Source organism: Streptomyces sp. NBC_00775 (genome assembly GCF_036347135.1).
In the GTDB taxonomy this organism is placed as follows: Bacteria; Actinomycetota; Actinomycetes; order Streptomycetales; family Streptomycetaceae; genus Streptomyces; species Streptomyces lutosisoli.
The window spans coordinates 3631206-3652671 of sequence record NZ_CP108938.1 but is presented as its reverse complement, the minus strand read 5'-3'; the positions used below and the strand labels follow the sequence as shown (position 1 = coordinate 3652671).

Annotated in this window: 17 protein-coding genes; 14 read left to right on the top strand and 3 right to left on the bottom strand. The window is 71.3% G+C overall.

Translation table 11 applies throughout. The features are described from left to right. The first annotated feature begins 15 nt into the window (after positions 1-15). The 5 genes from OIC96_RS16150 to nudC all read left to right on the top strand — a co-directional run bounded on the left by OIC96_RS16150 (position 16) and on the right by nudC (position 10366). Positions 16-381 carry an MGMT family protein gene (locus OIC96_RS16150; RefSeq protein WP_330307166.1) on the top strand — a complete coding sequence of 122 codons (366 nt, stop codon included), beginning with the start codon at positions 16-18 and terminating at the stop codon, positions 379-381. A gap of 302 nt (positions 382-683) precedes the next feature. Beyond that, positions 684-4142 carry an ATP-dependent helicase gene (locus OIC96_RS16145; protein ID WP_330307167.1) on the top strand — a complete coding sequence of 1153 codons (3459 nt, stop codon included), beginning with the start codon at positions 684-686 and terminating at the stop codon, positions 4140-4142. 155 nt (positions 4143-4297) lie between these two features. Further along, complete coding sequence (locus OIC96_RS16140) at positions 4298-7891, top strand: ATP-dependent DNA helicase (protein WP_330307168.1); 3594 nt, start codon at positions 4298-4300, stop codon at positions 7889-7891. Between the two features lie 10 nt (positions 7892-7901). Then, positions 7902-9314, top strand: a complete 1413-nt coding sequence (locus OIC96_RS16135) for a dipeptidase (RefSeq protein ID WP_330307169.1) — start codon at positions 7902-7904, stop codon at positions 9312-9314. Between the two features lie 107 nt (positions 9315-9421). After that, on the top strand, positions 9422-10366 hold the full coding sequence (nudC, locus tag OIC96_RS16130) for an NAD(+) diphosphatase (protein ID WP_330307170.1): 945 nt from the start codon (positions 9422-9424) through the stop codon (positions 10364-10366). A gap of 6 nt (positions 10367-10372) precedes the next feature. Here nudC and OIC96_RS16125 read toward each other — a convergent pair whose 3' ends face one another. Next, positions 10373-10615, bottom strand: a complete 243-nt coding sequence (locus OIC96_RS16125; RefSeq protein WP_081219297.1) for a mycoredoxin — start codon at positions 10613-10615, stop codon at positions 10373-10375. A 194-nt stretch (positions 10616-10809) separates the two neighbouring features. Here OIC96_RS16125 and OIC96_RS16120 point away from each other — a divergent pair, with 194 nt between their 5' ends. The 5 genes from OIC96_RS16120 to OIC96_RS16100 all read left to right on the top strand — a co-directional run bounded on the left by OIC96_RS16120 (position 10810) and on the right by OIC96_RS16100 (position 14699). Continuing rightward, positions 10810-13005, top strand: coding sequence for an ATP-dependent DNA helicase UvrD2 (locus OIC96_RS16120; protein ID WP_330307171.1), 2196 nt, complete (start codon positions 10810-10812; stop codon positions 13003-13005). A gap of 163 nt (positions 13006-13168) precedes the next feature. Then, positions 13169-13492: a hypothetical protein gene (locus OIC96_RS16115; protein ID WP_330307172.1), complete on the top strand. Its 324-nt coding sequence runs from the start codon at positions 13169-13171 to the stop codon at positions 13490-13492. Positions 13493-13667: 175 nt separating this feature from the next. Further along, entirely contained in the window at positions 13668-14036 is a 369-nt protein-coding gene (locus tag OIC96_RS16110; RefSeq protein ID WP_028802016.1) for a WhiB family transcriptional regulator, read from the top strand. Then, positions 14033-14356: a hypothetical protein gene (locus tag OIC96_RS16105; RefSeq protein ID WP_327431569.1), complete on the top strand. Its 324-nt coding sequence runs from the start codon at positions 14033-14035 to the stop codon at positions 14354-14356. Before OIC96_RS16110 ends, OIC96_RS16105 begins: the two co-directional genes overlap by 4 nt. 118 nt (positions 14357-14474) lie before the next feature. Beyond that, entirely contained in the window at positions 14475-14699 is a 225-nt protein-coding gene (locus tag OIC96_RS16100; RefSeq protein ID WP_330307173.1) for a hypothetical protein, read from the top strand. Between the two features lie 6 nt (positions 14700-14705). On the opposite strand, the gene OIC96_RS16095 is transcribed toward OIC96_RS16100, so the two are convergent. Together OIC96_RS16095 and OIC96_RS16090 are read right to left on the bottom strand one after the other, a co-directional pair. Further along, positions 14706-16070, bottom strand: coding sequence for an ABC1 kinase family protein (locus OIC96_RS16095; protein ID WP_330307174.1), 1365 nt, complete (start codon positions 16068-16070; stop codon positions 14706-14708). Beyond that, entirely contained in the window at positions 16063-17280 is a 1218-nt protein-coding gene (locus tag OIC96_RS16090; RefSeq protein ID WP_330307175.1) for a TOMM precursor leader peptide-binding protein, read from the bottom strand. The genes OIC96_RS16095 and OIC96_RS16090 overlap by 8 nt, the downstream gene beginning before the upstream one ends. Before the next feature lie 218 nt (positions 17281-17498). Between OIC96_RS16090 and OIC96_RS16085 the strand changes: the two genes are divergently transcribed. The 4 genes from OIC96_RS16085 to OIC96_RS16070 all read left to right on the top strand — a co-directional run bounded on the left by OIC96_RS16085 (position 17499) and on the right by OIC96_RS16070 (position 21462). Then, the gene (locus OIC96_RS16085) at positions 17499-18095 is read left to right on the top strand and encodes a M48 metallopeptidase family protein (RefSeq protein ID WP_330307176.1); all 597 of its coding nucleotides are present in this window, start codon (positions 17499-17501) and stop codon (positions 18093-18095) included. A gap of 124 nt (positions 18096-18219) precedes the next feature. Beyond that, positions 18220-19998 carry a TerD family protein gene (locus OIC96_RS16080; RefSeq protein ID WP_330307177.1) on the top strand — a complete coding sequence of 593 codons (1779 nt, stop codon included), beginning with the start codon at positions 18220-18222 and terminating at the stop codon, positions 19996-19998. A gap of 11 nt (positions 19999-20009) precedes the next feature. Then, positions 20010-20690, top strand: coding sequence for an AIM24 family protein (locus OIC96_RS16075; protein WP_327431575.1), 681 nt, complete (start codon positions 20010-20012; stop codon positions 20688-20690). Between the two features lie 16 nt (positions 20691-20706). Next, positions 20707-21462: an AIM24 family protein gene (locus tag OIC96_RS16070; protein WP_330307178.1), complete on the top strand. Its 756-nt coding sequence runs from the start codon at positions 20707-20709 to the stop codon at positions 21460-21462. Positions 21463-21466 lie beyond the last annotated feature (4 nt).

Sequence of the window (21466 nt, the reverse complement as noted above, 5' to 3'; positions counted from 1 at the left end):
GGCAGGATGGGTCGGATGAGCGAGGAGAGCCTTCCGGCGGATGCCCTGCCGGAGTACGCGGAGCGGGTCCTTGAGGTCGCCGAGCTGATCCCGCCCGGACGCGTCATGACGTACGGCGACGTCGCCGAATGGCTGGAGGAGGGCGGACCGCGCCAGGTGGGCCGCGTGATGGCCCTCTACGGAGGAGCGGTTCCGTGGTGGCGCGTCATACGCGCGGACGGCGTGCTGCTCCCCGGTCACGAACTGCGGGCGCTGGCTCACTACCGCGACGAGGGCACGCCCCTGAAGGAGGCGAGCAGAGCCTCCGAGGGGCATCTGCCGCGCGTCGACATGAGACGGGCGCGATGGGACGGCGGCGAGCGCGCGGAAGGTCACACCTGACAGCTTCCGGCATCGGACGGGCGGAAGGGGAACCTGTGGCCCGTACGAGCGAAACGAGGCACATCCGTGACATGCCGTACGTTCGTGGAGCGAGGGACGCACGTGGTGTGAGGGAAGAAGGGGAAGCCCTCCATCCACGAAGCTCACCGGCGTAGCGTCGTCGGCGCGCATCCCCCTCACCTCGCGGCCACCGCCCTCCAGGCGCGGTGGTCCACCCACCCGTCACCCGACCACCATGCCTCCACGTCGGCGCTCAGCGCCGGCAGTGACAGATCGCACAACCACCAGGACCGGCGAACCACGTGAGCTCCTCCTCTTCCCACAGGCGCCTGACGCACCCCCAGGTGCGCCAGGGGACCCGCGGCGCGTACCGACTGGTGCGTACGCCGCCGGTCCGGGTGGATCCCCCTCGTCTGGACGCAGGGCAGCGCGCGGTGGTTGACCACGGGAGCGGCCCGCTGCTCGTTCTCGCAGGTCCGGGCACCGGCAAGACGACCACACTCGTCGAGTCCGTGGCCGCCCGGATCGCACGGGACGGCGACCCGGAGCGGGTCCTGGTGCTCACGTTCAGCAGAAGGGCGGCCGTCGAACTGCGCGACCGTATGGCGCTGCGCATAGGGGCCGCCCGCGCGCCCCAGGCCACCACCTTCCACTCCTTCTGCTACGCCCTGGTCCGCGCCCACCAGGACAGCGACCTCTTCGTGGAGCCGCTGAGGCTGCTGTCCGGTCCCGAGCAGGACGTGGCGGTGCGCGAGCTGCTCGCGGGCCAGCCCGACCTGGAGCGGCTCGGCCTCGCCCATGTGCGCTGGCCCGACGAACTGCGCGCCTGCCTGACCACCCGCGGTTTCGCCGACGAGGTCCGCGCGGTCCTCGCCCGCAGCCGTGAACTGGGCCTGAGCCCCGACGCCCTGGATGCCTTCGCCCGGCGCATCGGCCGCCCCGACTGGGGTGCGGCGGCGGCCTTCCTCGCCGAGTACCTCGACGTCCTCGACATGCAAGGAGTGCTCGACTACGCGGAACTCGTCCACCGCGCGGTGCTCCTCGCCCGGCGCCCCGAGGTCGCCGAGCGCCTCGCCGCCCAGTACGACGCCGTCTACGTGGACGAGTACCAGGACACCGACCCCGCGCAGGTGCGGCTGCTGCGCGCCCTCGCGGGCGGCGGGCGCACCCTTGTCGCCTTCGGCGACCCCGACCAGTCGATCTACGCCTTCCGGGGCGCCGATGTGAACGGCATCCTGGAATTCCCCGACGCCTTCCCGCGCGCGGACGGCCGTCGGGCGCCGGTCGAGGTACTCAGGACGTCCCGCCGCTCGGGAGCCGCCCTGCTGGCCGCCACCCGCCTGCTCACCCAGCGGATGCCGCTGACCCGCCTCCCGGCGGAGAAGGTGCGCGCCCACCGCGAGCTGTCCCCGGTACGGGACGGGGGCGGCGCCGAGGTCTACACGTACCCGACGTCCGGTACGGAGCTCGACAACATCGCGGACATCCTGCGCCGCGCCCACCTGGAGGACGGCGTTCCCTGGGGCGACATGGCCGTCCTGGTGCGCGCGGGCTCCCGCACGATCCCGACGATCCGACGGGCGCTCACCGCGGCTGGGGTGCCGCTCGACATCGACGGCGACGATCTGCCGCTGCGCCACGAGCCGGCGGTCACGCCACTGTTGACGGCGTTGCGGGCGGTGGCGCGGGCAGAGTCCGGTGCGGACGTGGCCTCCGGTGCCGACAGCGGCGTAGTCGTCGATGTCCCTGAAGACACCGATGTACGTGACGACGCAAACGCATCCGAAGACACCGACGTACGTGACGACGCTGACGTATCCGAAGAAGACGTACGCGAAGACGCCGATGTACCTGAAGACGCTGACCCGCAGGGCGCGCCCTGGCTCGACACCGAAACCGCGCTCACCCTCCTCGCCTCGCCCCTCGCGAGCATGGACGCCGCCGACCTGCGGCGCCTGGGCCGCGCGCTGCGCGAGGAGGAGCGCGCCGCCGGCAACCTCGTACCGCCGCCGTCCGACGACCTGCTCGCCCGCGCGCTGGCCGAGCCGGAGCGGCTCGTCGCGCACGACCCGGCGTACGCCCGGGGAGCCCAGCGCCTCGGCGCGCTGCTGCGCAAGGCGCGGGAGCGCCTCGCGGGCGGCGGGACGGCCGAGGAGGCGCTCTGGGACCTGTGGGAGGGCACACCGTGGCCGCAGCGCCTGGAGCGGGCCGCACGGCGCGGTGGTGCGGCCGGGCGCAACGCCGACCGGGACCTCGACGCCGTGTGCGCGCTGTTCGCGACCGCGGCGCGCGCCGAGGAGCGCACCGGGGGCCGTGGCGCCCTCAACTTCCTGGAGGAGATCGAGGCGGAGGACATCGCCGCCGACACGCTCACCCGCAGGGCCGTACGCCCCGACGCCGTACGCCTGATGACCGCGCACCGTTCCAAGGGCCTGGAGTGGCGCCTTGTCGTCGTCGCGGGCGTCCAGGAGGGCCTGTGGCCGGATCTGCGCCGCCGCGGCTCCCTGCTGGAGGCGGACCGCATCGGGCGCGACGGGCTCGCCGAACCCCTCACGCCCGGAGCGCTCCTCTCCGAAGAGCGCCGTTTGTTCTACGTGGCCGCCACGCGCGCGCGTGAACGCCTCGTCGTCACCGCCGTGAAGGCCCCCGCCGACGACGGCGACCAGCCCTCCCGCTTCCTCACCGAACTCGGTGTCGAACCCAAGGACGTGACCGGCCGTCCCCGCCGCCCCCTGTCCGTCGCCGCGCTGGTCGCCGAGCTGCGTGCCACGACCGTCGACCCGCGCGTCTCGGACCCCCTTCGACAGGCCGCGGCCCGCCGCCTCGCCCGCCTGGCGGCGCTCGCCGACGAGGACGGCCGTCCTCTGGTCCCCTCCGCGCACCCGTACCGCTGGTGGGGCATGTACGAGCCGACCGAGAGCAAGGTCCCGCTGCGCAACCGCGACCAGCCCGTCGTGCTCTCCGGAAGCGCCCTCGACCAGCTCGCCAACACCTGCGCCCTGCAGTGGTTCCTGGGCCGCGAGGTGAAGGCCGACGCGCCCGCGACGGCCGCCCAGGGCTTCGGCAACGTGGTGCACGTCCTCGCCGACGAGGTCGCGTCCGGACACACCCCCGCCGACCTCGCCGTCCTCATGGAGCGCCTCGACTCCGTGTGGAACGCCCTCGCTTTCGACGCGCCCTGGAAGTCGGCTCAGGAGAAGGAGCACGCGCGCGTGGCGCTCGAACGCTTCCTGAAGTGGCATGTCGACTCCACTGGAGCCCGCACCGGGCGTATGCCGGTGGCCAGCGAGCACGACTTCGACGTGACCCTCGAAGCGGGCTCCTACGAGGTACGCATCCGCGGCTCCATGGACCGCGTCGAGGCGGACACCGAAGGCCGCGCCTACGTGGTCGACTTCAAGACCGGCAAACAGGCGCCGAGCGCCGCCGAGGTGACACACCACCCGCAGCTCGCCGTCTACCAGCTCGCCGTCCGCGAAGGCGCCGTCGACGACGCCTTCGAGGGCGTACGCCCCGAGTCGGGCGGTGCCGAACTCGTCCAGCTGCGCCAGGGCGCCGCGAAGAAGAACGGCGGCGAGACCCTGCCCAAGGTGCAGGCCCAGGCGCCGCTGGAGGGCGAGTGGGTCGGCGACCTCCTGGCCACTGCCGCCGGCAAGGTCCTCGACGAACGGTTCTCGCCGACCGCGGGACAACACTGCACACACTGCGCGTTCCGGGCGTCGTGCAGCGCTCGGCCTGAAGGGCGGCACGTGGTGGAGTGACGGGTCCCGAAGGGCGCCGGCCGCCGGGCGAGGTGTCCCCAGGGGACTCCACGGAGACGAGTGATGTACGGCACCACGTGTGCTGACCAGCGGTTCTTTCGCCCCGGTGGCCGATGTGGCCCCCGCTGTCAGTGGGCGCGGCTAGCCTCTCTGACGTGCCCGCCCGTATCACCGATCCCGAGCAGCTCAAGGAGCTCCTCGGCATCCCGTTCACCCCGGAGCAGACGGCCTGCATCACCGCACCGCCCGCCCCGCAGGTGATCGTGGCCGGAGCCGGTTCGGGCAAGACCACGGTGATGGCGGCACGCGTGGTGTGGCTGGTCGGCACCGGACAGGTCGCCCCCGAGCAGGTCCTCGGCCTGACGTTCACCAACAAGGCGGCCGGCGAACTCGCCGAGCGCGTCCGCAAGGCGCTCATCAAGGCGGGCGTCACCGACCCGGACGTGATCGACCCCGACAACCCGCCGGGCGAGCCCGTCATCTCCACGTACCACGCCTTCGCGGGCCGGCTGCTGACCGACCACGGGCTGCGCATCGGACTCGAACCGACGTCCCGTCTGCTCGCCGACGCCACCCGCTACCAGCTCGCCGCACGCGTGCTGCGCGAAGCCCCGGGACCGTACCCGGCACTGACCCGCTCCTTCCCCGACCTGGTCGGCGACCTCCTCACCCTCGACTCCGAACTCGCCGAACACCTCGTACGCCCCGAGGACCTGCGCGCCTACGACGCCGAGCTACTGCGCTCCCTGGAGGGCGCCAGACTCACCAACGCCGATCTGCGCAAGGTCCCCGAGGCCGCCGCGGCCCGGCGCGAGCTCGCCGAGCTGGTGGGCCGCTACCGGGCGGCCAAGCGCGAGCGCGACCTCCTCGATTTCGGCGACCAGATCGCCCTCTCGGCCACCCTGGCCCGCACCCGCCCCGAAGTCGGAGAGATCCTGCGCGACGAGTTCCGCGTGGTCCTGCTGGACGAGTACCAGGACACTTCGGTCGCCCAACGCGTCCTGCTCGCCGGACTCTTCGGCGGCGGCACCGGCCATCCCGTGACCGCGGTCGGCGACCCCTGCCAGGCCATCTACGGCTGGCGCGGCGCTTCCGTCGCCAACCTCGACGACTTCCCCGAGCACTTCGCGCACCCCGACGGCCGCCTCGCGAGCCGCCAGGCGCTCAGTGAGAACCGTCGCAGTGGCGGCCGCCTCCTCGACCTCGCCAACGACCTCGCGGAGCCCCTGCGCGCCATGCACGCGGGCGTGGAGGCCCTCCGCCCGGCCCCCGGGGCCGAGCGCGACGGACTGGTCCGCTGCGCGCTGCTGCGCACCCACGCCGAGGAGATCGACTGGCTCGCCGACTCCATCGCCCATCTCGTACGCACCGGAAAGGCGCCCGGCGAGATCGCGGTCCTGTGCCGTACGGCCACCGACTTCGCCGAGATCCAGGGCGCGCTCGTCGCCCGCGACATCCCCGTCGAGGTGGTGGGCCTCTCCGGGCTGCTGCACCTCCCCGAGGTCGCCGACCTCGTCGCCGTCTGCGAGGTCCTCCAGGACCCCGGCGCCAACGCCTCCCTCGTCCGCCTGCTCACCGGCCCGCGCTGGCGGATCGGCCCGCGCGACCTCGCCCTCCTGGGACGGCGTGCCCGACTTCTCGTGTCGCACGCGCGCGTGGGGGCCGACGACGACCCGGACCGCCGGCTCGCCGCAGCCGTCGAGGGGGTCGACCCGGCCGAGGTGATATCGCTCGCGGACGCCCTCGACACGTTTCTGGAGCTGCCCATCGAGGCCGAAGGGGACGACGACGGGCTGCCCTTCTCGCCGGACGCACGGGTGCGGTTCGCGCGGCTCGCCGCCGAGCTGCGTGACCTGCGCCGCTCGCTCGCCGACCCCCTGATGGACGTCCTGCACCGGGTGCTCGCCGTCACGGGCCTGGAGGTCGAGCTGTCCGCGTCCCCGCACGCCCTGGCCGCCCGCCGACGCGAGACCCTGTCGAACTTCCTGGACATCGCCGCCTCCTTCGCCGCGGGCGACGGCGAGGCGACCCTGCTCGCCTTCCTCGGCTTCCTGCGCACCGCCGCACAGTACGAGAAGGGCCTCGACAACGCCCTGCCCGGCGGCGAGAACACTGTCAAGGTCCTGACGGCGCACAAGTCCAAGGGCCTGGAGTGGGACGTCGTCGCGGCCCCCGGCCTCGTCAACGGCACCTTCCCCAGCAGCCAGGGCCGCGAGAAATGGACCGCCCAGGGCAAGGTCCTGCCGCACGAGCTGCGCGGCGACGCCGACACACTTCCCGACATCGACGCCTGGGACGCCAAGGGGATCAAGGCCTTCCACGAGGCCATGAAGGACCACCAGCACACCGAGGAACTCCGTCTCGGCTATGTCACCTTCACCCGCCCCCGCTCGCTGCTGCTCGGCTCCGGCCACTGGTGGGGCCCCTCCCAGAAGCGGCTGCGCGGCCCCTCGGACTTCCTGCACGCCCTGTACGAGCACTGCGCGGCGGGACACGGCGAGATCGAGGTCTGGGCGGACGAACCCGCGGAGGACGAGGAGAACCCCGCCCTGCGCGAGGCAGCCGCCGACCACGCGTGGCCGCTCCCGCTCGACGACGCGGCACTCGCCCGCCGCCGCGCGGCCGCGGAGACCGTACTCGCGCACCTGGAGCGGGTGGCGTCGCGCGAGGAGGCCCACTCCGGGGCGGAGAGGGGCCGAGCCGGGGCCACCCACGACCCGGCCTCCTTCGACGACCCGGAATGGCCACCTCCCCCGGAGGACGACGAACCGCCCTACGACGAGGACGGTTTCCCAGACGGAGAGGACGGTTTCCCGGACCACGCCGAGTCGTCGGACTTCCCCGACGACGACTCTTCCGACTGGGACGCGTGGACCACGGCCCGGCCGACGCGCCCCGTACCGGTGCAGCACGCGCGCGTGCCGCTCGCCGGAGAGCCGGACGGCGACCTGCCGGGGCCGACGATCCCGCACGCACGTCGGCACCCCGCCGAAGCGGACCTCACCCCGGAAGAAGCCCGCACCCTCGCCTCCTGGGACCGCGATCTGGACGCCCTGACCGGAGAGCTCCTGCGCGCCCGCGCGAGCGTCACGGACGTACCCCTGCCGTCTTCGCTCACCGCGTCACAGGTGCTGCGCCTGGCAGCCGACCCGGAGGGCTTCGCGCAGGAGCTGGCACGCCCCATGCCGCGCCCCCCGCAGCCCGCCGCGCGCCAGGGCACCCGCTTCCACGCCTGGGTGGAGTCGCGCTTCGAAGAGCTGCGGCTGCCCATGCTGGAGCCGGAGGAGCTGCCCGGCAGCGAGGCCGAGATCGCCGACGAGCGCGACCTGGAGACCCTCAAGGACGCCTTCGAACGCACTCCGTACGCGCACCGCACTCCCCACCGCGTCGAGACGCCCTTCCAGCTCGCCATAGCCGGACGCGTCGTACGCGGCCGTATCGACGCCGTCTACAGGGAAGGCGAGGGCGACGGGACGACGTACGAGATCGTCGACTGGAAGACCAGCCGCGGACGCACCGCCGACCCCCTCCAGCTCGCGCTCTACCGCCTCGCCTGGGCCGAGCAGCAAGGTGTGCCCCTGGAGTCCGTCAAGGCGGCGTTCCTGTACGTCCGCAGCGGCGAGGTCGTGCGACCGCACGACCTCCCGGACCGTGCCGCACTGGAGAGGCTGCTCATCGAAGACCCAGCGGGCCCCCAGGAACAGGCTCCGGGGGAACCGCCGGACGAACACGCCTCTGTGGGCGGATAGGCTCATAAGCATGAGCAAGCCCGTTGACAACGCCGTCAGCACCGTCCGCACGTACATCCAGAACCACCGCACGGCCTTCCTCGACGACCTCGCGGAGTGGCTGCGCATCCCTTCGGTGTCGGCCCAGCCCGACCACGCCGCGGACGTGGCGCGCAGCGCCGACTGGCTTGCCGCCAAGCTCCGGGAGACCGGTTTCCCGACCACGGAGGTCTGGGCGACCGCGGGCGCGCCGACCGTCTTCGCCGAGTGGCCCTCCGACGACCCGGAAGCCCCGACGGTCCTTGTCTACGGGCACCACGACGTGCAGCCCGCCGCCCTCGAGGACGGCTGGGACACCGAGCCCTTCGAGCCGGTGATCCGCGGAAACCGCCTCCACGCGCGCGGGGCCGCCGACGACAAGGGCCAGGTGTTCTTTCACACACTCGGGGTCCGCGCCCACCTCGCCGCCACCGGGCGCACCGCCCCGGCCGTACACCTCAAGCTGCTGATCGAGGGCGAGGAGGAGTCCGGCTCGCCGCACTTCCGTGACCTCGTAGAAGAGCGGGCGCAGCGGCTCGCCGCCGACGCCGTGATCGTCTCCGACACCGGCATGTGGTCCGAGGACACCCCCACGGTGTGCACCGGCATGCGCGGCCTCGCCGAGTGCGAGATCGAGCTGCACGGCCCCGAGCAGGACATCCACTCCGGCTCCTTCGGCGGCGCCGTGCCCAACCCGGCGACCGCCGCCGCCCGCCTGGTCGCCGCGCTGCACGACGAGCACGCGCGCGTGGCCGTACCCGGCTTCTACGAAGGCATCACCGAACTCACCGACCGGGAGCGCGAGCTCTTCGCCGAGCTGCCCTTCGACGAGGAGCGGTGGCTGCGCACGGCCAAGTCGACGGCCACCCACGGAGAGGCCGGACACACCACCCTGGAGCGCATCTGGGCCCGTCCGACCGCCGAGGTCAACGGCATCGGCGGCGGCTACCAGGGCCCCGGCAGCAAGACCATCATCCCGTCCTCGGCCATGGTGAAGCTCTCCTTCCGGCTGGTCGCCGGCCAGGATCCGGACCACATCGAGAAGGCCGTACGCGCCTGGGTCACCGAGCAGCTGCCCGCGGGGATCCGGCACGAGATCACGTTCGGAGCGGCCACGCGCCCGTGTCTCACACCCCTGGACCACCCGGCCCTGCAGTCCGTCGCGCGCGCCATGAGCCGCGCCTTCGAGCAGCCGATCCGCTTCACCCGCGAGGGCGGCTCGGGACCCGCCGCCGACCTCCAGGAAGTCCTCGGCGCCCCGGTGCTCTTCCTCGGCATCTCCGTTCCCTCCGACGGCTGGCACGCCCCCAACGAGAAGGTCGAACTCGATCTCCTCATGAAGGGCGTCGAAACCACCGCCTACCTGTGGGGCGATCTGGCCGAGAACTGGCGCGAGGCACACTGAAGAAGCCGATTCACGCCCTGAAGAGCGCCCCGCGCACCCGCCCTGCCGTACGTCCTGCTGAACCGCCCGCCGAAATAACCGTTCCACCGGGGGAGTTGGAAGCACCCGTGACCACCTGGACCGACCGCACCGCCGAACGTCCCATCTCGCTCACCGCCCCGAGCGGCATCGACCGGGCCGCCCACCACCGGCTCGACGAGGCCTGGCTCGCGGCGGCCTGGAGCCACCCCACGACCCGTGTCTTCGTGGTCTCCGGCGGTCAGGTGCTCCTCGACGAGACGGCGGACGGCACCACCGAACTCGTGATGACCCCCTCCTTCGAGGCCCCGCTCACCGAGGCGCACCGCTACTTCCTGGGCACGGACGACGACGGTGTGAGCTATTTCGCACTCCAGAAGGACGCGCTTCCCGGCCGTATCGACCAGTCCGCACGCCCGGCGGGTCTGCGCGAGGCCGGACTGCTGCTGTCTCCCCGTGACGCGGGCCTGATGGTGCACGCGGTCGCCCTGGAGAACTGGCAGCGACTGCACCGCTTCTGCTCGCGCTGCGGCGAGCGCACGGTCATCGCGGCCGCCGGGCACATCCGCCGCTGCCCCGCCTGCGGCGCCGAGCACTACCCGCGCACCGACCCGGCCGTGATCATGGCGGTCACGGACGACGAGGACCGCATCCTGCTCGGCCGCCAGGTGCACTGGCCCGAAGGCCGCTTCTCCACGCTCGCGGGCTTTGTCGAGCCCGGCGAGTCCATCGAGCAGTCCGTGCGCCGCGAGGTCTTCGAGGAGGCGGGCGTCACGGTCGGCGAGGTCGAGTACGTGGCCAGCCAGCCGTGGCCCTTCCCCTCCAGCCTCATGCTGGGCTTCATGGCCCGAGCGACCTCGTCCGAGATCAACGTCGACGGCGAGGAAATCCACGAGGCCCGCTGGTTCTCCCGAGAAGACCTGCGGGCCGCCTTCGAGTCCGGGGAGGTCCTGCCTCCCTACGGAATCTCGATCGCGGCCCGCCTCATCGAGCTCTGGTACGGCAAGCCCCTGCCGACGCGGGCAGTGGCCTGACGTCCGTCAGACGCCGATCTTCTGCTTCACCTGAGCCAGCGAAGGGTTCGTGAGCGTCGAACCGTCCGGGAAGAGAACGGTGGGAACCGTCTGGTTTCCGCCGTTCGCCTTCTCCACGAACGCCGCGGACTGCGGGTCCTGCTCGATGTTGATCTCGTTGTACGTGATGCCCTCGCGGTCCATCTGGCTCTTCAGCCGACGGCAGTAGCCGCACCACGTGGTGCTGTACATCGTCACAGTGCCCTGCATGTCGTTTGCGCTCCTTCACGGCTTCGGGGTGCGTGGTCGCTGCCAGTGGAACGTATGTGACCTGGCCCCCATTCCCGTAGGGGGTATCCGGAGCTGTCCCGCAGGACGTGATGCCTGCCGCATTAGTACGACTGCGAGGGCCTCCCTGTGGACAACCGGCTCATCCGTCTCCGGCGACCTGGCAGCATGGCGGGGTGACAGCAGCAACGCACTCCACCCTCTTCCCGCAGGTTCCGGACACGGCCGACGCGGTGCTCGACGGGCTCGACCCAGAGCAGCGCGAGGTCGCCACCGCCCTGCACGGTCCGGTGTGCGTGCTGGCCGGCGCCGGTACGGGCAAGACGCGGGCGATCACCCACCGCATCGCCTACGGGGTGCGCGCCGGGATCCTGCAGCCCTCCAGTGTGCTGGCCGTCACCTTCACCAACCGTGCCGCGGGCGAGATGCGAGGCCGCCTCCGCCAGCTCGGCGCCGGCGGCGTCCAGGCCCGCACCTTCCACTCCGCCGCGCTGCGCCAGCTCCAGTACTTCTGGCCGAAAGCAGTCGGTGGCAGCCTGCCCCGGCTCGTCGACCGCAAGATCCAGCTCGTCGCCGACGCGGCGGCCGCCTGCCGCATCCGCCTCGACCGGGGGGAACTGCGGGACGTCACGGCGGAGATCGAGTGGTCCAAGGTCACCCAGACCATCCCCGCCGACTACGCGGCCGCCGCCGCCAAGGCCGGCCGCGAAGTCCCCCGCGCCCCGGCCGAGATCGCCCAGCTGTACGGGACGTACGAGGACCTCAAGCGCGACCGAGCGGTCATCGACTTCGAGGACGTCCTGCTGCTGACGGTCGCGATCCTCCAGGACCGTCACGACATCGCGGAGCAGGTCCGCTCCCAGTACCAGCACTTCGTGGTCGACGAGTACCAGGACGTCAGCCCGCTCCAGCAGCGACTCCTGGAACTGTGGCTCGGCGAGCGCGACAGCCTCTGCGTCGTCGGTGACGCCAGCCAGACGATCTATTCGTTCACCGGTGCAACTCCCGACCACCTTCTCGACTTCCGCATCCGCCACCCCGGAGCCACAGTCGTCAAGCTCGTCCGCGACTACCGCTCCTCGCCCCAGGTCGTCCACCTCGCCAACGGCCTGCTCGCCCAGGCCCGCGGCCGCGCCGCCGAGCACCGCCTGGAGCTGATCTCCCAGCGCGCCCCGGGCCCCGAGCCCGTCTACGCCGAGTACACGGACGAGCCCGCCGAGGCCGAGGGCGCCGCCCGCCGCATCCGTGACCTCATCGCCTCCGGCGTCCCCGCGGGCGAGATCGCGATCCTCTTCCGTACGAACTCCCAGTCCGAGATCTACGAACAGGCCCTCGCCGACGCGGGAGTGCCCTACCAGCTGCGCGGCGCCGAGCGGTTCTTCGACCGCCCTGAGGTGCGCAAGGCGGGCGCCGCCCTGCGCGCCGCCGCCCGCTTCGGGGGCAACGACTCGCTGCTCGACGACGCCGTCGACCTGCCCTCACAGGTCCGTGCCGTGCTGTCCGGCGAAGGGTGGACCAGCCAGCCCCCCGCAGGCTCCGGCGCGGTCCGAGAGCGCTGGGAGTCGCTGGCCGCCCTCGTGTCCCTCGCGCAGGACTTCGCCGCCGCCAAGGCGGGCGCCACCCTCAGCGACCTGGTCGCAGAGCTCGACGAGCGGGCCAGTGCCCAGCACGCTCCGACCGTGCAGGGCGTCACCCTCGCCTCCCTCCACTCCGCCAAGGGACTGGAGTGGGACGTCGTCTTCCTGGTCGGTGTCGCCGAGGGCATGATGCCGATCACCTACGCAAAGACCGACGAACAGATCGAGGAGGAGCGCCGCCTCCTGTACGTCGGTGTCACCCGGGCCAGAGAGCACCTCTTCGTCTCCTGGGCGCTGTCCCGCTCACCCGGTGGCAGAGCCAACCGCCGGCCCAGCCGCTTCCTCGACGGGCTGCGCCCGGGCTCCGTCGCCACCGCGGGACGGAGCAGCGGCGGCGGTACGGGAGGCGTCGAGCGCGGTGTCGGAAGCAGCGGTGGCACGGCGGTACGGCGCACGAGTCGGACTCCGGCCCGCTGCCGGGTCTGCGGTCGTACCCTCACCGACGCCGGCGAGATGAAACTGATGCGCTGTGAGGACTGCCCCTCCGACATGGACGAGGGTCTCTACGAGCGGTTGCGTGAGTGGCGGGCGGTGCAGGCGCAGCGCAGCGGGCAGCCCGCGTTCTGCGTCTTCACCGACAAGACACTGATGGCGATCGCCGAGACCGTGCCCGACGACGAGGGTGAGCTCGCGCGGATCCCCGGGGTCGGCGTGCGCAAGCTCAACCGCTTCGGAGCCGACGTTCTGGCCATCTGTGCAGGTCAAGAGCTTGGAGGAGACGACGAAGGTGACTGATACAAACTCGTCGAAAAAATAGTTTGCGCATGCCCCAGCAATCCCCATAGGTTCTTAACACGGAAACGGCGGCCTTCTCCAAGGCCCTGGTTCCGTGCTGTACTTAATAACCGTCGGACCGGTTCACCCCGGTCCCCATAGACGCCGAGAGGAGGCGATTCCAGTGATCAGCATCAACACCAGCTCCATCAGCACCGTCAAAATGACCGATCGCTCTGTCGTCTCCACGTGCCTGCTCGGCGTCTCGAACCTGGGCACCGGTCTGTCCGGCATTCCCGCCGTCCGGCCGGCGTCCTCCGTGTCTCTCTCGGGTCTTCCCATCCGTGAGCGCAATGAGCGACCGACCCAGGCACTGGAAGCGGCAGTAGGGGCAGAGGCGCACGCCTATGCCTTTGCGGCAGCCGGTGCCGGATCCCTGAAGCAGACGAAGCAGCACCACACGATGTGGGCCTTCCGTGGGCCTGAACCCTGGAGTGATCCAGCCTGATTCTCGATCAGGCCGGCGCCTTCAGGGCCGCGGAACCCCACCCGGGATCCGCGGCCCTTCTGTTTGTCCCCGACCAGGGACAGCGGAACGAAGGGGCCTCGGGACAAGAAAAGAACCCGGTACCAGCCGCCAACCGGCCAACCCGGCCGGCACGACCAGACGAGGAAGACGAACCGTGCAACTCGAAGCGCACGCCCCGTCCGTACCGCCTTCCGAAACGATCCCCCCGCCCGGCCTCACGGAGGACTCCACCTTGATCCCGCTCACTGCGCTCACCGCGCTCGACGACGCCATCGAGAACCTCGGCGTACCCGTCCCCTGCCGCTCCTACGACCCGGAGGTCTTCTTCGCCGAGTCGCCGGCCGATGTCGAGTACGCCAAGTCCCTCTGCCGCACCTGCCCGCTGATGGAGGCCTGCCTCGCCGGCGCCAAGGAGCGGCGCGAGCCCTGGGGCGTCTGGGGTGGCGAGCTCTTCGTCCAGGGAGTTGTCGTGGCCCGCAAGCGGCCGCGTGGCCGCCCGCGCAAGAACCCGGTTGCGGCATGAACGCCCGAGGAACGATCGACCGCCCCCTGACGAACGACCCCAAGAAGCAGGCCCCGATGAAGCCGTCCGCCGGCGAGCCCGCAGGCTCCGCGATCCCAGACTTCACCACCACCGGCGCGAACGACTCGCGTCAGAACAGGACCCGAGAGATGCAACTCATCCCAGAAGCCCTGGCTCGTGCGCATATGCACGAGCGACTGCACCAGGCTGAGCAGGAACGTCGGGCCGTGCGCCTGGCGACCGCCCGCCGCATGCAGCGCCGGGCCGAGCGCGCCTCGATGCGAGCCCGGCGCGCGCTGGCCATGGCGGTCATGCAGTAGCCGACGGCAGTCGCAGCCATAGCAGACAGTGATTCCCCGCGGGGGCCGGTCCGAACGGACCGGCCCCCGCGGTGCGTTGTGCCGGGCGAACCGCCGACCACGGCGATATCGTCGCCGAGTGACGAGTCTTCCCGGGGACAGTGACAGCACCGGCTCCGCACCGCGGCCCGAGGCGGGCGAGGTCCAGCACATCGTGTGCGCCCGCTGCGGCACCCCGGCTGACGGTCCCCAGCTGACCTGGACCTGTTCCGTCGAGAACGGCACCCGCAACTACTTCTGCGACAACTGCGCCCGCACCAACCTCAGAGCGATCGAAGGCCGCCTGGACTCGGCGTGGTGGTAGGCCCGCTCACGCCTCCGCCGCCGCATCCTCCTCGTCCAGCAGCTCCTCGTCGGGCACGAACCCCGGCAACCACTCCTCCAGTTCGTCGCGCAGGCGGACCGTCGCGCCGAGTTGGCACAGGACGCCAATGGTGCTCAGCGTCACGCGGTGTATCAGGAGGTAGGCCGGGGGCAGGTTGAGCCGTTTGCCCAGTTGGTGGGCGGGGGAGCGGGGGTCGGCCACCCGGGCGGCCTGGCTGCGCATCCAGCCGCGGGTGAAGGTGAACTCGTCGGCCTGGGCCGGTTCGATGATCGGCAGGAGGTAGTCCAGGACCGCGTCCGGTTCGAGGTCTATGGACTCCTTGACGAAGCCCTCCTCGCAGAGCAGTTCGTAGACCGCCTCAGCCTCGCCGTCGAGGGTCATGCGGAGGGAGTCGCCGATCGGCAGGGGCAGACCGCCGGGCAGGCGGTCGACCGTGCCGAAGTCCAGGACGCCCAGACGCCAGCCGTTCTTCTCGTCCGGCAGGAGACGGAAGTTGCCCGGGTGCGGATCGGCGTGCAGCAGGCCGGTGCGGGCGGGGCCCGAGAAGAGAAAGCGGGCCAGCAGCTGGCCGGCGCGGTCCCGCTGCTCCTGGGTTCCGTCGGCGATCACTTCCGACAGCGGTATCCCGTCGATCCATTCGGTCACCAGGACCTGGTCGCACTGGTGGACCACCGCCGGTACAAGGACATCCGGGTCGCCCGCGAACTCCTCCGCGTGCGCCTTCTGGGCCTGCGCCTCGAGTCCGTAGTCGAGCTCCTCGGACACTCGGTCGCGCAGTTCCGCGATGAGCGGCTTGATGTCCATACCGGGGATCAGGGGGCCGAGAAGTCTGGCGAATCGGCTGAGCTGGGTCAGATCGGACAGCAGGGCCTCGCCCGCCCCGGGGTACTGCACCTTGACGGCGACCTCGCGCCCGTCATGCCACACCGCCCGGTGGACCTGGCCGATCGAGGCCGCCGCGGACGGCTTGTCCTCGAACTCCACGAACAGCTCGGACCAGTTCTCGCCGAGCCGCTCCTCCAGCACCGAGTGGACGGTGCGCGTCGGCATGGGAGGCGCCGCTTCCTGGAGCTTCGTCAGCGCCGCGCGATACGGCCCCGCGACCTCCTCGGGCAGCGCCGACTCGAAGACGGACATCGCCTGCCCGAACTTCATGGCGCCGCCCTTGAGCTCGCCCAGCACCTTGAACAGCTGCTCCGCCGTGCGCTGCTGGAGCTCACGGCCCACGATCTCCGCCGACTTCCCGCCGATCCGTTTGCCGAGCCCCCAGGTTGCCCGTCCGGCGAAGCCGAGCGGTAGCGCGGCGAGTTTGGCCGTACGGGTGACCGCCTTCCGGGGAAGATCAGACATGCGCCCTCCAAGTCCCAGACAGCCGTGCCGCGTACGGCTGTTGCCCCGCCATTGTCGCGTGCGGCCCGCCGTCCTCCGAGGCCCGCTCCCCCTTACCTTTCTCCGCCGTGCCGCACGGGCATGCCGGATGCGGCCAGACGGGTCTGGCGTGCCAGTCGAAGCCCGGGACCGATGCCTCCCAGCGTGCCCCCGCGCTGGAGGGCAATTCGCCGTCCAGGAAGGCAAGTGCGTGACCCGCGGCCACTCCGGCTACGCCGGCCGCCAGAGTGAGGTCGCACGCGGGTACCCGGCGCTGCTGTCCTGAGCGCCACTGTGCGACCAGACGAGGCCATGTCGGATCCCGGTCGGCGCGTCCCTCGTCCAGGCATCCCGCGCAGCCGGTGTCGCCGGGCAGGACCAAGGGGCCGACCACGCCGGTGCCTTCGACGACACCCGCGTACAGATGTGGCGTCCCCGAGGCGATCAGGGCTTCGGCGGCGGCTGGATCGGGCGCGTGGACGGCGAGACCGTCCCGGGGAGTGAGGATCACCAGCGACAGTCCCCGCACCGCCCCCTTCTCCGCCCCCTTCTCTTCCTCGTTCTCCTTCTTCTCCTTCGAGGATGTCCGGGGCGGACGGCCGGGTGCGGCTCGGCGCACCGCCCGGCGGGCGGCCTCCTCCCGGCGCTCACCGATGGAGTCTGCGGGCAGCCCGCCCGGTGCCACGTCCCACGGCTCGACGCGGCCGATGTCGCGCACATCGATCTCGCCCACGCCCGCGCCCGCGAGCAGTGAGGCCAGGATCACTCCCACCCGACCCGCGCCCCTCACCTGTACGCGCAGTGAGCGGCGGGCGGCCAGGCGTTTGATGGCGTCGCCCGGTTCGGGTGCGACGAGGGAGAGGGAGGCGAGGTCGGGGAGCAGCCGGTCCAGGACCTCCTTCTTCCTGCGCAAGGCGTCCGCGGCCGGGCCACCTCCGGTCGAGTCGTCCAGCAGGCCGGACCGGGCCAGCCGTTCCACCAGCCCGTCGACATGGCCGTCGGGCAGGCCCATCTTGCGTCCCTCTTCGCGTAGGTGCGGCAGCCCGCGTGTGCCGTCGAGCAGGTCGAGGAAACTGCCCGTCGCCGTGTCCATCGGGCCCAGCACCATGGCGTGCGCGGGTGCCATCCCGAACTGCACGGTGTTGAGATCCCGCCAGCCGCGCCGCAGCGCGGGCTTCACCATCGGATGCATGACCTACCCCCGTAGCCCGTAGAACGTCCCCGTGTGTCGGCGGGGGTGCGTCCTGCTCCGCCGACCGAATGCCAGCATGCCCGTCCGGGCCGATCGGTGCCGAAAGTTGTCCACAGGTGGCACCGTTCGTCGTACAAATCAAGCGCACGGAGTGCGGATCGGCATCGAACCGTCCCGGGGGCGGGACTTCCCCCATGTGCAGCGGGTAACGTCGGGGCGTGCCCGCCGACCCACTGCACCGCGCCGGAAAACCACAGCGCAGTACGACGAGCCCGCCGCCAAGCGGCTCGGGGGCGAGCGCGATCGAGGTCCGCAGGAGCGCGCGACGGCGCAGAACGGTCTCCGCGTACCGCGAGGGCGATCGCACCGTTGTGCTCATCCCCGCCCGGATGTCCGAGGCGGAGGAGCAGCGCTGGGTGACCGTCATGCTCGACAAACTGGCCGCCCAGGAGAACAAAAGGGTGCTCGGCGACGCCGAGCTGGCCGAACGGGCGGAGCGTTTGTCGAGCCAGTACTTCGACGGCCGGGCCCGGCCCACTTCGGTGCGCTGGGTCACCAACCAGAACACGCGCTGGGGCTCGTGCACCCCGTCCGAGGGCAGTATCCGTCTGTCGCACCGGTTGCAGGGCATGCCCGAGTACGTCGTCGACTACGTCCTCGTCCACGAACTGGCCCACCTGTTGGTGCCCGGACACGGGCCGCGCTTCTGGCGGCTGCTCGAGGCGTATCCGCGTACCGAGCGTGCTCGCGGCTACCTCGAAGGGGTGGTCGCCGCCGACCGGCTGCCCCATCTGCCCGCCGCCCGCGACGAGTAGCGGGGGTCCGCCCTCGACGAGAGGGCGATTGTGTACCGGGTCTGTACCGGCTTCGTCCACTCCCAGGGTTTGCCGTTAGCCTGACGCGACGCACTCGCATCGGGATGGGGGACGGTCGTTACGCATGGCCAGGGAATTCCAACGCGGCCACAAGGCCAAGATCAGTGACCTCACCGCGGGCACCGATCTGTACGTAGGTGTGCAGATCACTGGCCCCGGACTGACCTTCGACATCAGTTGCTTCGGTCTTGACGCCGACGAACGGCTGTCGGACGACCAGTACTTCGTCTTCTTCAACCAGCCGAAGACCCCGGAGGAGTCGATCCAGCTCCTCGGTGCCCAGTCGGGCGACACGGAGTCCTTCCGCGTCACGCTCGACCGGATCCCGGCGCAGATCCACAAACTGTCGTTCACGGCGACCATCGACGGCGCCGGACAGATGGCGCAGATCGCTCCTGGATACCTCCGTATCGTCGCGGGCGGCGAGGAGGTGGCCCGGTACTCGTTCAGCGGCGCGGAGTTCTCCACGGAACGTGCCGTGATGCTGGGCGACTTCTACCTGAAGGACGTCTGGCGGTTCGCCGCCGTGGGACAGGGCTTCGACGGCGGCCTCGAAGCGCTGCTCAAGAACTTCGGCGGCGAGGTCGCCGAGGAGCAGCCCGCCGCGCAGCAGCCGCAGGCCGGGGCCGCGCCGTCCTTCGCCCCGCCGGCCCAGGCCACCGCGCCGCCCGCGTTCGGCGGCCCGGCCGCTCCGGCCCCGGCACCCGTGCCCGCCCCGGCTCCGGCCCCCGCGCCGCAGCCCGCCGCGCAGGGCTTCGCGCCGCCCCCGGGAGTCACGCCCCCCGTCGCGCCGGCGCCCGCGCCCTCGGTGCACGCCGCGCCGACCATCATCGCGCCCCTGCACACCCCGCCGGGCGGCACCGTGCATCCGCCGGGCCCCGCGCCGTACGCGCAGCCGCCCGGGCAGCCCGGTCCGCCGCCGGGCTACGGCCAGCAGCCTCCCGGCCAGACGGCGCCGATGCCGCCCGGTTACGGCCAGCAGGCGCCGACCGCGCCTCCCGGTTACGGTCAGCAGGCGCCTCCCGCGCCTCCTGGTTATGGCCAGCAGGCCCCGGCCGCGCCCCCCGGTTACGGCCAGCAGCCGCAGTACGGGCAGGTCCCGGGTCAGGCGCCCGGACAGTTCCCGGGCCAGCCCGGTGCGCCCTCCCCGTACGGTGCTCCCCAGGGCGCTCCGCAGGGCGGTGCCGGTGTGGCCGCCGCGCTGGGGGCCTTCAAGGAGACGCCCACCGGCCAGCGGTGGACCCAGCAGAACAAGAAGCTCATCCGGGTCGACCTCGGCATCGGTGGTCAGCCCGTGCTGGCCCGCCAGGGCAGCATGGTGCTCTACCAGGGCAAGGTCGACTTCAGCTACAAGGGCGCCGGATTCGCCGGCCGGATCGTGGGCAACTCGACCGGCCAGGAGATGCAGCTGATGCGCTGCACCGGCCAGGGCCAGGTGTTCCTCGCCGAGAACTCCACCCATGTGCACCCCATCGAGCTCCAGGGCGACGCGATCTGTGTCTCCGCGGAGAACGTGCTCGCCTTCGACGAGTCGCTCCAGTACGAGGTGCGCCGTATCGAGGGACACGGCATTCCCGGAGGCGCCCTGTTCACGATGCAGTTCCAGGGGACCGGCACCATCGTCGTGAAGACCCACGGTGCCCCCGTCGTGCTGCCCGTGACGCCCACGACCTTCGCCGACTGCAACGCGGTCGTCGCCTGGTCCGCGGCCGCACAGGTGATCGTCTCCAGCCAGGTGCGGATGCGCCGGAACGCCTATCCCGGCGACACCGGCGAGAGCGTGAACCTCCAGTTCCGCGCCGCGCCCGGCAGTTTTGTCGTCGTCCAGCCGTACGAGGTCTGAGGGAGCCCGTCATGAACCAGCCACTTGCGGGCTTCGCCCCGGCACCCGTCACCACCCGCATGGAGAACCACGGCAATCACATGCTGAAGGTCGCCATGCAGACCGGAAACGACCTCCTCGCGCGCGTGGGGTCGATGGTCGCCTACGAAGGGTTCGTCCAGTACGAGCCCAACCCGCCAGCCGTACGCCAGATCGCGCGCGACTGGGTCACCGGCGAGGGCGCGCCCCTGATGAAGTGCTCCGGTGACGGCCTGCTCTACCTCGCCGACTACGGGGCGAACGTCGTCGTCATCAACCTCAATGGGGACGCGATTTCCGTCAACGCGACGAACCTGCTCGCCTTCGACGCGCACCTCACGTGGGGCGTCGAGCGGGTGAAGGGGCTCGCCAAGTTCGCCGGACAGGGGCTCTGGAACACCAAGATCTCCGGCCAGGGCTGGGTCGCGCTGACCTCCCGGGGCAAGCCGATCGTCGTCGACTGCGGCGGTGGTGAGGACGAGACGTACGTCGACCCGGACGCGCTCGTCGCCTGGTCCCCGAACCTCAAGGTGAAGGGCAAGCGCAGCTTCAAGGCGCAGTCGCTGATCGGACGCGGCAGCGGTGAGGCGTACCAGATGGCGTTCTCCGGGCAGGGCATCGTCGTGGTCCAGCCCAGCGAGGACAGCACCGACCGCCTCCGGATCCGGGGCTGAGGGGGAGCAGGACACCATGCAGAGCCCGCTTTTCGGCTACAACGAGCAGCAGACCCAGGAGCGCTACAGCCTGCAGAACTCGCAGATGCTGCGCGTCGTCCTGGAGGGCCACGACGACATCCTCGCCCGCAAGGGCACGATGGTCGCGTACCAGGGTCTCGTCGAGTTCGACGCCGAGTACCAGAACAACAGCCAGCACCGCGCGCGTGCGTACACCGGTGAGGGCCTCGACCTGATGCGCTGTCACGGGCAGGGGACGGTCTACCTCGCCAACCTCGGCCAGCACGTGCACGTCGTGGAGGTGGACCAGGACGGTCTCACCGTGGACAGCAGCTACGTCCTGGCGATGGACTCCGGGCTGCACTACGAGGCCATCGCCGTCGACAGTCAGTACGGCATCTCCGGCTCGGGCAAGTACCAGCTCAACATCACCGGTCGTGGCAAGGTCGCGCTGATGACCTCCGGGATGCCGCTGCTGATGCAGGTTACGCCGGACCGGTACGTCAACTGCGACGCCGACGCGATCGTCGCGTGGTCCACCAGCCTGCGGGTGCAGATGCAGGCCCAGACGCACTCCTCCGGGGTGTGGCGGCGCCGCGGCAACACCGGGGAGGGCTGGGAGCTGAGCTTCATGGGCAACGGGTTCGCGCTCATCCAGCCCAGTGAGCTGCTGCCGCCGCAGAACGCTGTGATCGGCCAGGGGCTGCGTGCGCAGTACGGCATGGGCCAGCACGGTGCGCACGCGCAGAACCAGGGCAACGTCTGGAGCTGACCGC